The 13457-nt window shown below is 72.9% G+C and carries 9 protein-coding genes; 2 read left to right on the top strand and 7 right to left on the bottom strand.

What is annotated here, in order from left to right; translation table 11 throughout:
* Positions 1–4: 4 nt before the first annotated feature.
* The 6 genes from ABZW14_RS18370 to ABZW14_RS18345 form a co-directional block, all read right to left on the bottom strand.
* Positions 5–1156 (bottom strand): MBL fold metallo-hydrolase, encoded by a 1152-nt coding sequence (locus tag ABZW14_RS18370; protein ID WP_355347506.1) that lies wholly within the window; start codon positions 1154–1156, stop codon positions 5–7.
* A gap of 88 nt (positions 1157–1244) precedes the next feature.
* The gene (locus tag ABZW14_RS18365) at positions 1245–2189 is read right to left on the bottom strand and encodes an SDR family NAD(P)-dependent oxidoreductase (RefSeq protein WP_355347503.1); all 945 of its coding nucleotides are present in this window, start codon (positions 2187–2189) and stop codon (positions 1245–1247) included.
* On the bottom strand, positions 2186–3370 hold the full coding sequence (locus ABZW14_RS18360; RefSeq protein ID WP_355347500.1) for a zinc-dependent alcohol dehydrogenase: 1185 nt from the start codon (positions 3368–3370) through the stop codon (positions 2186–2188). The genes ABZW14_RS18365 and ABZW14_RS18360 overlap by 4 nt, the downstream gene beginning before the upstream one ends.
* A 154-nt stretch (positions 3371–3524) precedes the next feature.
* Positions 3525–4286: a succinate dehydrogenase/fumarate reductase iron-sulfur subunit gene (locus tag ABZW14_RS18355; RefSeq protein ID WP_355347497.1), complete on the bottom strand. Its 762-nt coding sequence runs from the start codon at positions 4284–4286 to the stop codon at positions 3525–3527.
* Positions 4283–6217, bottom strand: a complete 1935-nt coding sequence (locus tag ABZW14_RS18350; protein ID WP_355347494.1) for a fumarate reductase/succinate dehydrogenase flavoprotein subunit — start codon at positions 6215–6217, stop codon at positions 4283–4285. Before ABZW14_RS18350 ends, ABZW14_RS18355 begins: the two co-directional genes overlap by 4 nt.
* 1 nt (position 6218) lies before the next feature.
* Complete coding sequence (locus tag ABZW14_RS18345; protein WP_355347491.1) at positions 6219–6950, bottom strand: succinate dehydrogenase cytochrome b subunit; 732 nt, start codon at positions 6948–6950, stop codon at positions 6219–6221.
* Positions 6951–6979: 29 nt separating this feature from the next.
* Between ABZW14_RS18345 and ABZW14_RS18340 the strand changes: the two genes are divergently transcribed.
* Entirely contained in the window at positions 6980–7915 is a 936-nt protein-coding gene (locus tag ABZW14_RS18340) for a LysR family transcriptional regulator (protein ID WP_355347713.1), read from the top strand.
* 61 nt (positions 7916–7976) lie between these two features.
* Positions 7977–9359, top strand: coding sequence for an FAD-dependent monooxygenase (locus tag ABZW14_RS18335; RefSeq protein WP_355347489.1), 1383 nt, complete (start codon positions 7977–7979; stop codon positions 9357–9359).
* On the opposite strand, the gene hrpA is transcribed toward ABZW14_RS18335, so the two are convergent.
* Positions 9326–13321: an ATP-dependent RNA helicase HrpA gene (gene hrpA, locus ABZW14_RS18330; RefSeq protein ID WP_355347486.1), complete on the bottom strand. Its 3996-nt coding sequence runs from the start codon at positions 13319–13321 to the stop codon at positions 9326–9328. The genes ABZW14_RS18335 and hrpA overlap by 34 nt on opposite strands.
* Positions 13322–13457 lie beyond the last annotated feature (136 nt).

Genomic DNA, 13457 nt, shown 5'->3' with positions numbered 1-13457 from the left:
GGGGTCAGGCGACGGCCTGCCACCAGCCGTCGACCGCCGGCGGCTCGTCCACCACCACGCGCTCGCCGGGGCGCGGCACGGCCAGCCGGACGTCCCGGGCCTTCGCCTCGGCCCAGAGCCGGTCCACCGGCTCGGACCAGTCGTGCAGGGCCAGGTTGAAGGTGGCCCAGTGCACCGGGACGAACAGCCCGCCGCGCAGGTCGAGGTGGGCGGCGACCGCCTCCTCGGGAAACATGTGGATGGTCGGCCACGCCCGGTCGTACGCGCCGATCTGCATGAGCGTCACGTCGAACGGGCCGTGCTCCGCGCCGATCCCGGCGTAGCCGTCGAAGTAGCCGGAGTCGCCGGTGTAGAAGACCTTGCGGTGCGCCCCGGCGATCACCCAGGAGCTCCAGAGCGTGCCGTCGCGGCGCAGCCCACGTCCGGAGAAGTGCTGGGCGGCGGTCGCGGTGATGGTCAGCCCGCCGACATCGTGGCTCTCCGCCCAGTCCAGCTCGACGATCCGGTGCTCCGGCACGCCCCACCGGTCCAGGTGGGCGCCGACGCCGAGCGGCACCAGGAACGGCGCGGACTGGTGTTCGAGCAGCCCGCGCACGGTGGCCATGTCCAGGTGGTCGTAGTGGTCGTGCGAGATGAGGATGGCGTCGAGCCGGGGCAGCTCGTCGAGGCGGACCGGCGGCTCGTGGATGCGGCGCGGGCCGACCAGCGCCGACGGGGAGCAGCGGTCGCTCCACACGGGGTCGAGCAGCACCCGGTGCCCCTCGATCTCGACCAGCGTGGAGGCGTGCCCGTACCAGACGACGCTCAGCTCGGTGTGCGCGTCGTCGCCGCTGAGCGCCACCTCGGCCGGGCGCAGCAGCGGGACCGCCGCGGCGGGCCGCCGCTTCTGCTTGCCGAAGATCAGCTCCTTGACCAGGTTGCGACCGGGGTCGGCGACCATCGTGCTGCGGGTGCCCGACGGGTTGTGGAAGGTGCCGTCGCGGAAGCGCGGCGAGCGCGCCGCCCGTTCCGCGCGGGCGCCGGCGAGCCGGCCGCCGAGCTGGGCGGGCACGTCGCGCGCCGCCCAGGCCAGCCCGGCCACCGCGGCCAGCCCCGCCATCCGCCACAGCCGCCCGCCGACTGCGCGGTCCAGTGCCCGCTCGTCCGGTTCCCGCATGTCCCGTCCCTCCGCCGTGTCCCGCAGTACACGGTAGCCACCCGCCCGCCACCCCGCGCGGGCGACGACCCACCCGGCCCGCACCCCCTCAGCGGAGCCGGCGCAGCAGCGCCGAGCCGGCCGCCGCGGTCACGTTGCCCACCGACCGGACCGCCCGCGACACGTCGGGCAGCCACCCGCCCCGGACCGCCTCGCCGGCGGGGTTCGGCGCGAAGACGATGCCCGGGTGCGGCGCGACCGGCCGGTCGGTCAGCCCGCCGCGCCGCATCAGCGGCCCCACCAGCACGTCGTACACCCCGGGGAGCAGGGTGAAGCCGAACCGCATCACGACGTTGAGCCGCCCCACCGAGACCTCGCGGCGGGGCCGGTCGACGCAGCCGGCCATGGCCCGGGCCACCCGCTCGGGCGTGGTGACGGGCGGCGGCGGGCGGCCGGCCCGGCCCAGGTAGTTGGCCGCCTGCCGGTAGACCGGCGTGTCGACGCTGCCCGGGTTGACCAGGCAGATCCGCACGCCGGGGGTCTCCCGGGCCTCCTGCTGGAGTGCCCGGGTGAGTCCCTGGAGGCCCCACTTGGCCGCCACGTAGCCGCTCATGTAGGGCGCCGTGATGTGCCCCAGGACCGAGCCGGTGAGGACCAGCGTGCCGCCCGAGGCGGCCCGGAAGCGGCGCAGCGCGACCCGCGCCACCTCGGCCGCGGCCAGCAGGTCGGTGCGGACCACCTGGTCGAAGACCTCGGCGGGGGTCTCGTCGAAGCGGCCGTAGGCCATCACGGCGGCCGTGTGCACCCAGACGTCGATGCCGCCGAACTCCGCCTCGGCGGCGTCGGCCAGCGCGGCCACCGCGCCGGGCTCGGCGACGTCCATGGGTACGGTCAGCACCTCGGCGCCCGCCGCCCGGCACTCGTCGCGGACCTCGGCCAGGGTGGCGGGGGAGCGGGCCGCGAGGACCAGACGGTCCCCGCGACCGGCGAACTCCCGGGCCGCCGCCCGGCCGATCCCGCTGGTCGCGCCGGTGACGACCACCGTGCGGCTCACGGTTCGAGCACGACCTTCACGCAGCCGTCCTGCTTCTTCTGGAACATCTCGTACGCCTGCGGCGCCCGTGCGAGCGGCAGCCGGTGGGTCCGCAGGTCCTCGACGCCGAGCGGGTCGTCGTCGCCGGCGAGCAGCGGCATGATGTCGTCGATCCAGCGCTTCACGTGGCACTGCCCCATGCGCAGCTGGACGCCCCGGTCGAACATCTCCATGAGCGGCATCGGGTCCTGCTCGCCGCCGTACACGCCGGAGATCGACACGGTGCCGCCGCGCCGGACCGCCTTGAGGGCGGCGTGCAGCACCGCGAGCCGGTCCACGCCGGCCTTGTCGGTCATGGTCTGGGCCAGCTTGTCGGGCAGCAGCCCGGCCGCGGTCTGGGCGATCTTGCCCAGGGGCGCGCCGTGCGCCTCCATGCCGACCGCGTCGATCACGGCGTCCGGGCCGCGCGCGTCGACCAGGTCGATCAGCGCCCCCGGCACGTCGTCGAGTTCGCTGACGTCGAGTACCTCGATGCCGTGCCGGCGGGCCATCTCCAGCCGCTCCGGCACCAGGTCCAGCCCGATCACCCGGCCCGCGCCGAGGTGCCGGCCGATCCGGGCGCAGAACTGCCCGACCGGGCCGAGCCCGAACACGGCCAGGGTGCCGCCGGGCGGGGTGTCCGCGTACTTCACCGCCTGCCAGGCGGTGGGGAGGATGTCGGAGAGGTAGAGCCAGCGCTCGTCGGGCCCGGTCGCCGGGAGCTTCACGGGGCCGAACTGGGCCTGAGGCACCCGCAGGTACTCGGCCTGGCCGCCCGGGACGGAGCCGTAGAGCGAGGTGTAGCCGAACAGCGCGGCGCCCTTGCCCTCGCTGGTCACCTGGGTGGTCTCGCACTGAGCGTAGAGCTGGCGGTCGCACATCCAGCACGAGCCGCAGGCGATGTTGAACGGGACGACCACCCGGTCGCCGGGCTTGAGCCGGGTGACCCCCGGGCCGACCTCCTCGACGATGCCCATCGGCTCGTGCCCGAGCACGTCGCCGGGCTTCAGGTACGGCCCGAGCACCTCGTACAGGTGCAGGTCGGAGCCGCAGATGGCGGTCGAGGTGATCCGGATGATCGCGTCGGTCGGCTCCTCGATCCGGGGGTCCGGTACGTCGTCGACGCGGACGTCACGCTTGCCCTGCCAGGTCAGTGCCTTCATACCTGAATGTCCCCTCTTCGGTGCCGTCCATGGGACTGCTACCCGCGGTGGAGGGGTTGAACCGGCGGCGGGGCGTCCTCGCGTACCCCGGAAACGGGCGACCGCCGCGCCCCGGGTGCGGGGCGCGGCGGTCGCGTGGGTCGGACGGCGGGGCTCAGGACCCCGGGGTGCCGGCGCGCTTGGACGTCGCCTTGAGGTAGTCCCGGTTGAGCCGGCCGATGGTGTTCAGCGGGATGCCCTTCGGGCAGGCCGCCGCGCACTCGCCGATGTTGGTGCAGCCGCCGAAGCCGGCCTCATCGTGCGCGTCCACCATGCCGATCACCCGGGTGTACCGCTCGGGCTGGCCCTGCGGCAGCAGCGAGAGCTGGGTGATCTTGGCGGCGGTGAACAGCATGCCGGAGCCGTTCGGGCAGGCCGCCACGCAGGCGCCGCAGCCGATGCAGGCGGCCGACTCGAAGGCGGCGTCCGCGTTCGCCTTGGCCACCGGCGTGGAGTGGGCCTCCGGGGCGCTGCCGGTCGGCGCGGTGACGTACCCGCCGGCGGCGATGATCTGGTCGAAGGCGTTGCGGTTGACCACGAGGTCCTTGACGACCGGGAAGGCCCGGGCGCGCCACGGCTCGATGTCGATCGTGTCGCCGTCGGAGAACTGCCGCATGTGCAGCTGGCAGGCGGTGGTGCCGCGCTGCGGGCCGTGCGCCTCACCGTTGATCATGAGGCTGCACATGCCGCAGATGCCCTCGCGGCAGTCGTGGTCGAACGCGACCGGCTCCTCGCCGTCGAGGATCAGCCGCTCGTTGAGCACGTCGAGCATCTCCAGGAAGGACATGTCCGGGGACACGTCCTGCACCGGGTAGGTCACCATCTGACCCTTGTCCTCGGGGCCCTTCTGGCGCCAGATGCGCAGGGTCAGGTTCACTTGTAGCTCCGCTGCGTGGGGTGGACGTATTCGAAGGTCAGGTCTTCCTTGTGCAGCACGGGCTGGCCGGCGCCGGTGTACTCCCACGCCGCGACGTAGGAGAACCGGTCGTCGTCGCGCTGCGCCTCACCGTCGGGGGTCTGGTGCTCGGCCCGGAAGTGGCCGCCGCAGGACTCCTCGCGGTGCAGGGCGTCGATGCACATGAGCTCGGCCAGCTCGAAGAAGTCGGCCACCCGGCCGGCCTTCTCCAGCGACTGGTTGAGCCCCTCGCCGTCGCCCGGCACGCGGACCCGCTGCCAGAACTCGTCGCGCAGGGTGCGGATCTCGTCGATCGCCTTGCGCAGCCCGGCCTCGGAGCGCTCCATGCCGCAGTGCTCCCACATGATCTGGCCCAGCTCCCGGTGGAACGAGTCCACCGTGCGGTCACCGTTGATCGCGAGCAGCCGCTGGAGCCGCTCCTCGACCTCGGTCCGCGCGGCCACCGCCTCGGGGTGGCTGGCGTCGACCTTCTCCAGCGCCCCGGAGGCCAGGTAGTTCGCGATGGTGTTCGGCAGCACGAAGTAGCCGTCGGCCAGGCCCTGCATCAGCGCCGAGGCGCCGAGCCGGTTCGCGCCGTGGTCGGAGAAGTTCGCCTCGCCGATCACGAACAGGCCCGGGATGGTCGACTGGAGGTCGTAGTCGACCCAGAGGCCGCCCATCGTGTAGTGCACGGCGGGGTAGATCCGCATCGGGACCTCGTACGGGTCCTCGCCGGTGATCCGCTCGTACATCTCGAAGAGGTTGCCGTACTTCGCCTCGATGGCCTTGCGGCCGAGCCGGTTGATCGCGTCGGCGAAGTCGAGGTAGACGCCGAGACCGCCCGGGCCGACGCCGCGGCCCTCGTCGCAGACGTTCTTGGCGGCGCGGGAGGCGATGTCCCGGGGGACCAGGTTGCCGAAGGAGGGGTAGATCCGCTCCAGGTAGTAGTCCCGCTCGTCCTCGGGGATGTCCTTCGGGCTGCGGGTGTCGCCCTTGGCCTTGGGCACCCACACCCGGCCGTCGTTGCGCAGCGACTCGCTCATCAGGGTCAGCTTCGACTGGTGGTCGCCGGAGACCGGGATGCAGGTCGGGTGGATCTGCGTGTAGCAGGGGTTCGCGAAGTACGCGCCCTTGCGGTGCGCCCGCCAGGAGGCGGTGACGTTGCAGCCCTTGGCGTTGGTGGAGAGGTAGAAGACGTTGCCGTAGCCGCCGGAGGCGAGCACGACCGCGTCGGCCATCTCGGTGCTGATCTCGCCGGTGACCAGGTCGCGGACCACGATGCCGCGGGCCCGGCCGTCGACGATCACCAGTTCGAGCATCTCGTGCCGGGCGTTCATCTCCACGTTGCCCAGGCCGATCTGCCGCTCGAGCGCCTGGTACGCGCCGAGCAGCAGCTGCTGGCCCGTCTGGCCCCGGGCGTAGAAGGTGCGCTGCACCTGCGCGCCGCCGAAGGAGCGGGTGTCGAGGAGGCCGCCGTACTCGCGGGCGAACGGGACACCCTGGGCGACGCACTGGTCGATGATGTTGACCGAGACCTCGGCCAGCCGGTGCACGTTCGACTCGCGGGAGCGGAAGTCGCCACCCTTGACGGTGTCGTAGAAGAGCCGGTGCACCGAGTCGCCGTCGTTGCGGTAGTTCTTGGCGGCGTTGATGCCGCCCTGCGCCGCGATCGAGTGGGCCCGGCGCGGGCTGTCCTGGTAGCAGTAGGACTTCACGTGGTAGCCCTGCTCGGCCAGGGTCGCCGCGGCGGAGCCGCCGGCCAGGCCGGTGCCGACCACGATCACGGTCAGCTTCCGGCGGTTGGCCGGGTTGACCAGCTTCATCTCGAACCGGTGGCGGTCCCAGCGGGTCTCGATGGGGCCGTCCGGAGCCTTGGTGTCGGCGATCGGGTCGCCGGTGGTGAAGAGATCCATGTCAGGCCACCAATCCGGTGAGTACGGCGAACGGGACCACCAGGTAGCCGGCGCAGAGCGCGACGGCGAAGACGAGGGCCGCGGAGCGCGCCCGGCGCTCGCCCTTCGGGGTCTGCTGGCCGAGGCTGCGGAACGCGCTGAAGGCGCCGTGCCTCAGGTGGAAGCCGAGCGTGACGATCGCCAGGGTGTAGAAGAGCGTGACGTACCAGCGGTCCGCCGCGAAGTCCTGGACCACGTTCCCGTACGGGTTGGCCGGGTCGCCCTGCGGGTTCAGGTGACCGGTGGTCAGGTCCAGGATGTGGTAGATCACGAAGAGCAGGATGATCACACCACCCCAGCGCATCGTCCGGGCCGCGTAGTTCACGTGGATCTTCCTGCGGTGCGCGTACGCCACCGGGCGGGCGGCCCGGGCGCGCACGGCGAGCACGGTGGCCGAGACGATGTGCGCCACGACGGCCACGGCGAGCACGGTGCGCTGGATCCACAGGTACCAGGTCGACGGCAGCAGCGGCGTCCCGATCTCTCGGAGCCAGTGCGCGTAGTGGTCGAACGAGGTCTCGCCCGTGAAGATCTTCAGGTTGCCGAGCATGTGCGCGATCAGGAACAGCACCAGGATGATGCCCGTCACCGCCATGACGGCCTTCAGGCCGACATTGGAGCGGATGGGCGACCGAGTTTTCGTGATTACCACGAGACCGACGCTAGGAGCAGTTTGATCAGTCGTCCAATGCATCGACCTCGTAGTCTTGATAGCCATAAGCTATAGAGATGCAGCTCCATCAGCTCCGGTACTTCGTCGCGGTCGCAGAAGTACGACATTTCACCCAAGCTGCCGACCTGGTGGGCATCACACAGCCCTCCTTGAGTAAGCAAATTCACGCGCTGGAGACCGACCTGGGGGCCCCGCTCTTCGAGCGGGTAAGGGGCAACATCGCCCTCACCGCGGCCGGTGAGGTGCTGCTGCCGCTGGCCAAGCGGATCCTCGCCGACGTGGACACCGCCACCCGCGAGGTGCAGGAGCTGGTCGGGCTGCGCCGGGGCCGGGTCCGGCTCGGCGCCACGCCCAGCCTGGCCACCTCGCTGGCGCCCCCGGTGCTGCGCCGGTTCCGCGACGCCCACCCCACCGTCGACCTGCGGGTGGAGGAGGGCGGCTCGCAGGACCTGGTCCGCGACCTGCTCCGCGGCGACCTGGACCTGGCGCTGATCATCATGCCCTCGGCCGGCACCGACCCGGGCCTGCGCGCCGACCCGATCCTGCGGGAGAGCCTGGTGGTCGCCTCGGTCGACCCGCTGCCGGCCGCCGCCGAGCGGGGCGAGGTGCGCATCACCGACCTGCGCGACCAGCCCCTGGTGATGTTCCGCCAGGGCTACGACCTGCGCGACGCCACCCTCCAGGCGTGCCGGGAGGCCGGCTTCGAGCCGACCCTCTCGGTCGACGGAGGGGAACTGGACGCCGTGCTCAGCTTCGTCGAGGCCGGGCTCGGCGCGGCCCTGGTGCCCGGCATCGCGGTCACCCGCCGGCCCGGCATCCGGGTCACCCGGCTCGCCCCGCCCGGCGTCCGCCGGACCATCGCGGTCGCCCGCCGCCGCGACGTGGTGCCCACCCACGCCGGCCGCGAGCTGCGCCGCATCCTGCTGGAGTACGTGCACGACGCCACCGCCGCCGACCAGTTGCCCGCCGGCGTGGAGCCGCTGTAGGCCCGGGACTGCGCATCCTCGAAGAGGCGTGAGCCGGGGCCGCCTCCCTACGCTCGATGCCATGGCAGTTGCCGGACGGGCCGTCGTGGTCGGGGCGAGCATCGGTGGCCTGCTGGCCGCCCGGGCGCTGAGCGAGACGTACGCCGAGGTGGTCCTGCTGGACCGCGACCGCCTCCCGACCGGGCCGGCCGCCCGCCGCGGCGTCCCCCAGGGCCGCCAGCTGCACGTGTTGCTGGCCCGCGGCCGGCAGGTGCTGGAGGAGCTGTTCCCCGGCCTCGGCGCGGACCTGTCCGGCCGGGGAGCCCCGGCGGTGGACCTGCACGGCGAGGTGCACTGGTACAACGACGGGCACCGGATGCGCCGGGCGCCGTCGACGCTGCACGCGTTCGGGATGAGCCGGCCACTGCTGGAGGACGCCGTCCGCGAGCGGGTCACCGCGCTGCCGGGGGTGCGGATCGTCACGGAGGTCGAGGTGACCGGCCTGACCGCCACCGACGACCACCGGCGGGTCACCGGCGTCCGTACCCGGCTCGGCGACGGCGCGGCCGGGGCGCTCGCCGCGGACCTCGTGGTGGACACCGGCGGACGGGGGAGCCGCAGTCCCCGGTGGCTCACCGGCCTGGGCTACCGGCCCGCCGCCGAGGACCGCGTCGACGTCGGGGTGACCTACGTGACCCGGAGCTACCGGCGCGAGCCGGGCCAGCTCGACGGGCTGCTCGGCGCGCTCGCCAACGCCATGCCCGGCCAACCCAGGGGCGGGATCGTCGCGCCGCAGGAGGGGAACCGGTTCGCCGTGGCGCTCAGCGGCATGCTCGGCGAGCAGCCACCCACCGACGACCGGGGCATGACCGCCTTCGCCGCCACGCTTCCCGCCCCGCAGATCGCGGAGCTGCTGCGCACCGCCACCCCGGCGGGCGAGCCGGCCCGGATGCGCTTCCCGGCCAGCGTGCGCCGCCGGTACGAACGGCTGCGCCGGTTCCCCGCCGGCTACCTGGTGATGGGCGACGCCCTGTGCAGCTTCAACCCCGTGTACGGCCAGGGCATCACGGTGGCCGCGCTGGAGGCGCACCTGCTGCGCACGCTGCTGCGCCGCGGCGACGACCGGCTGGCCCGGCGGTTCTTCCGCCGCGCGGCCCGCGTCATCGACGGACCGTGGTCGATCTCCGTCGGCTCCGACCTGCGGTTCCCCGGGGTGACCGGCCGGCGCACCCCCGCCGTGCGGTTCGTCAACGCGTACGTCCACCGGCTGCACGCCGCCGCCACCGGCGACCCCGCCCTCGGTGCCGCGTTCCTGAAAGTGCTCAACCTGATCGACCCGCCCGCGCGGCTGCTCGCCCCCCGCGTCGCGCTCCGGGTGCTGCGCGGCCCCCGGCCCGCCCCGACGGTCGCGCCGGCGGGACGGGCCGACGGTCAGCGGCCCTCGGCGTCGTCCATGGCCCGGTAGATCCGCTGCTCCGACACCGGGTACGGGGTGCCGAGCGCCTGCGCGAACACGTTCACCCGCAGTTCCTCGATCATCCAGCGGATCTGCCGGACCGCCACGGACTGCCGCCTCGCCGGCGGCAGCGCGGCCAGCATGTCCTGGTACTCCTTCTGCACCACGGCAACCCGGTCCTGCTGGGACTTGTCCCGCTGCGGGTTGCCCGGCAGCCGGTCCAGCCGCCGTTCGATCGCGGTCAGGTAGCGCAGCAGGTCGGGCAGGCGGGCGTACCCGGCCTCGGTGATGAAGCCCTTGTGCACCAGGCCGCCGAGCTGGTTGCGGATGTCGGCCAGGGCGGCCACCACGGCCAGGTTCCTCGTGGCGCCCAGCCGCTGCTCGACGGCGTACGCGGCGGCCAGCACCTGCCGTACCCGGCCCATCACCTCGACCACGGTGTCGACCAGGTCGGCGCGGACCCGCTCCCGCAGCGCGGCGAAGCCGTCGGCGTCCCAGGCCGGACCGCCCGCGTCCGCCATGAGCTTGTCGATGGCCGCGCCGGCCGCGTCCTCGATCAGCGCCGGCACCCCGCCGTGCGGGTTGCGGGACAGCGCCAGCTTGGCCTCGTTGCTGAGCCGTCCCTGGAGGAACTTGGCCGGGGAGGGCACGGCCAGCCGGAGCAGCCGGCGGGTGCCGGCCCAGTGCGCGGCCTCCTGCTCGGCGGGGGAGTCGAACACCTTCACCCCGACGGTCGTGCCCTCGTCGACGAGGGCCGGGTACGCGGTCACCGCGTAGCCGGCGCGGACCTGCTCGATGGTGCGCGGCAGGGTGCCGATGTCCCAGCCGGTCAGTCCGGTGCGGGCCACGTCCGGCGCGGCGGCGGCGACGACCTGGCGTACCTCCTGGCGCAGCTCGCGTTGCAGGGCCGGCAGGTCCTTGCCCTCGGCGACCGGCTTGTCGTCCTCGCCGAGCACCCGGAAGGTGACCCGCAGGTGCGGCGGCAGCCTGCTGAGGTCCCAGGCGTCCGGCGGCACGGTCACCCCGGTCATCCGGCGCAGCTGCCGGGCCAGCGCGTCGAGCAGCGGCTCCTCGCCGGCCGGCATCTGCGCAAGCGCCGCCCGGGCGTAGTCCGGCACCGGCACGAAGTTGCGCCGGATCGACTTCGGCAGCGACCGGATCAGCGCGATCACCAGTTCCTCGCGCAGGCCGGGCACCTGCCAGTCGAAGCTCTCCGCGGGCACCTGGTTCAGCAGCGGCAGCGGGATGTCCACGGTGACGCCGTCGGTCGGCGTGCCCGGGTCGAAGGTGTAGGTGAGCGGCAGGGCGACGCCGTCGGCCCGCCACTCGTCCGGGTAGTCGCTCTCGTCGACGCCGCCGCGCCCGGAATTGATCAGCAGCTCGCGGGTGAAGGTCAGCAGCTCCGGCTGCTCCCGGCGGGTCTTCTTCCACCAGGTGTCGAAGTGCCGGCCGGAGACCACGTCGGCGGGGATCCGCTGGTCGTAGAAGTGGAAGATCGTCTCGTCGTCGACCAGGATGTCCCGCCGCCGGGCCCGGTTCTCCAGCTCCTCCACCTCGGTCAGCAGCCGCTGGTTGTCCCGCCAGAACTGGTGGTGGGTCTGCCAGTCGCCCTCCACGAGGGCGTGCCGGATGAACAGCTCGCGGCTCAACGCCGGGTCGATCCGGCCGAAATTGACCTTGCGGGAGGTGACGATCGGGATGCCGTACAGGGTGACCTTCTCGTAGGCCATCACGGCGGCCTGCTTCTTCTCCCAGTGCGGCTCGCTGTAGCTGCGCTTCACGAGGTGCTGGGCGAGCGGTTCGACCCACTCGGGCTCGACCCGGCCGGCCACCCGGCCCCAGAGTCGCGAGGTCTCCACCAGCTCGGCGGCCATCACCCAGCGGGGCGGCTTCCTGAACAGGGCCGAGCCCGGGAAGACCGCGAACTTCGCACCGCGCGCCCCCAGGTACTCGTGCTTCTGCGCGTCCTTGAGCCCGAGGTGGGAGAGCAGGCCGGGCAGCAGGGACTGGTGCACCTTCGGGGTGTCGATCTCCTCGGGCAGGTCCGCGCCGGCCCCGCGCCGGCCGTCGCCCTTGTCCGAGGTACGCAGCACCTGGCGCAGCTGGCTGACGATGTCCTGCCACTCGCGTACCCGCAGGTAGTTCAGGTACTCGGCCTTGCACATCCGCCGGAAGGCGCTGGAGGACAGCTCCCGCTGCTGCTCGCGCAGGTAGCGCCACAGGTTCAGGTACGCGACGAAGTCCGACTCCTTGTCGGCGAACCGGGCGTGCGCCTGGTCGGCCTGGGCCTGCTTGTCCACCGGCCGCTCGCGCGGGTCCTGGATGGAGAGCGCGGCGGCGATCACGATCACCTCGGTGGCACAGCCGTTGCGCTCACCCTCCACGACCATCCGGGCCAGGCGGGGGTCGACCGGGAGCTGGGCCAGCCGGCGGCCGAGCGTGGTAAGCCGCTTCGCCGGGTCGGTCTCGGCCGGGTCCAGCGCGCCCAGCTCGTGCAGCAGGTTGACGCCGTCGGTGACGTTGCGCCGGTCCGGCGGGTCGATGAACGGGAACGCGGCGACGTCGCCCAGCCCGATCGAGGTCATCTGGAGGATGACCGAGGCCAGGTTGGTGCGCAGGATCTCCGGGTCGGTGAACTCGGGCCGGTTCTCGAAGTCCTGCTCGTCGTAGAGGCGGATGCAGATGCCGTCCGAGGTGCGCCCGCAGCGCCCCTTGCGCTGGTTGGCCGACGCCTGGGAGACCGGCTCGATCGGCAGCCGCTGCACCTTGAGCCGGCTGGAGTAGCGGGAGATCCGGGCCGTGCCGGGGTCCACCACGTACTTGATGCCGGGGACGGTCAGCGAGGTCTCCGCGACGTTGGTGGCGAGCACCACCCGGCGCCCGGCGTGCGGGGCGAAGACCCGGTGCTGCTCGGCCGTCGACAGCCGGGCGTAGAGGGGGAGGATCTCGGTGCCGAGCAGTGACCGTTTCTTCTGCACGAGCTTGCCGAGCGCGTCGGCGGTGTCCCGGATCTCCCGTTCGCCGCTGAGGAAGACGAGGATGTCGCCGGGGCCCTCGGCGGCCAGTTCCTCGACCGCGTCGCCGATGGCCTGGATCTGGTCCCGGACGTTCTCCTCGTCGGCCTCGTCCTCCTCCTCGGCCTCGGTGACCTCGACCAGCGGCCGGTAGCGCACCTCCACCGGATAGGTCCGGCCGGACACCTCGACCACCGGCGCGGGGTTGCCCTCGGCGTCGGCGAAGTGCTTCGCGAACCGGTCGGTCTCGATGGTCGCCGAGGTGATGACCACCTTGAGGTCGGGGCGGCGGGGGAGGAGCTGCCGGAGGTAGCCGAGGATGAAGTCGATGTTGAGGCTGCGCTCGTGCGCCTCGTCGATGATCAAGGTGTCGTACTGGCGCAGCATCCGGTCGGTCTGCAACTCGGCCAGCAGGATGCCGTCGGTCATCAGCTTGACCAGGCTGTTGTCGCCGACCTGGTCGGTGAAGCGCACCTTGTAGCCGACCACGTCGCCCAGCTCGGTGCCCAGCTCCTCGGCGATCCGGTCCGCCACCGTCCGCGCCGCGAGCCGGCGCGGCTGGGTGTGGCCGATCAGCCCGGTGACGCCGCGGCCCAGCTCCAGGCAGATCTTGGGCAGCTGGGTGGTCTTGCCGGAGCCCGTCTCGCCGGCCACGATCACCACCTGGTGGTCGCGGATGGCGGCGGCGATGTCGTCCTTGCGCTCGCTGACCGGCAGCTGCGCCGGATAGGTGATCGCCGGCACGGCGGCCCGCCGGGCGGCCAGCCGTGCCTCGGCCCGGGCCACCTCGGCCGCGATCTCGGCGAGCGCCGACTCCCGCCGCTGCGGGTCGCGCAGCTTCCGCACCCCGTCCAGCCGGCGCTGGAGCCGGCGCTGGTCGCGGAACATCAGGGCGGGGAGGCGGCGGTGCAGGTCGCGGACGGTCTCGGGTGCGGCGGGTACGGCTGGATTCTGCATGTCGACGCCAAGGATAGGCAGGCGCCCGGCCGAGCGCTCCCGGGTTACCGGCGGCCGCCGCCGCCCGCGCGCCCTCACCGGTCGGCGGCGGGGGCCCGGATAGAGTTTCCGCCGAGCCGAGGTCGACGACGGACGG

The sequence above is a fragment of the Micromonospora sp. NPDC004551 genome (assembly GCF_040609975.1).
GTDB lineage: Bacteria > Actinomycetota > Actinomycetes > Mycobacteriales > Micromonosporaceae > Micromonospora.
The sequence above is the reverse complement of the archived record's forward strand: the minus strand, read 5'-3'. Positions and strand labels throughout refer to the sequence as shown.

Bases quoted from the DNA above. Each gene is read 5' to 3' on its own strand.
- ABZW14_RS18370 (WP_355347506.1), bottom strand. From the start codon at position 1,156: ATGCGGGAACCGGACGAGCGGGCACTGGACCGCGCAGTCGGCGGGCGG.
- ABZW14_RS18345 (WP_355347491.1), bottom strand. From the start codon at position 6,950: ATGCATTGGACGACTGATCAAACTGCTCCTAGCGTCGGTCTCGTGGTA.
- ABZW14_RS18335 (WP_355347489.1), top strand. From the start codon at position 7,977: ATGGCAGTTGCCGGACGGGCCGTCGTGGTCGGGGCGAGCATCGGTGGC.
- ABZW14_RS18350 (WP_355347494.1), bottom strand. From the start codon at position 6,217: ATGGATCTCTTCACCACCGGCGACCCGATCGCCGACACCAAGGCTCCG.
- ABZW14_RS18360 (WP_355347500.1), bottom strand. From the start codon at position 3,370: ATGAAGGCACTGACCTGGCAGGGCAAGCGTGACGTCCGCGTCGACGAC.
- hrpA (WP_355347486.1), bottom strand. From the start codon at position 13,321: ATGCAGAATCCAGCCGTACCCGCCGCACCCGAGACCGTCCGCGACCTG.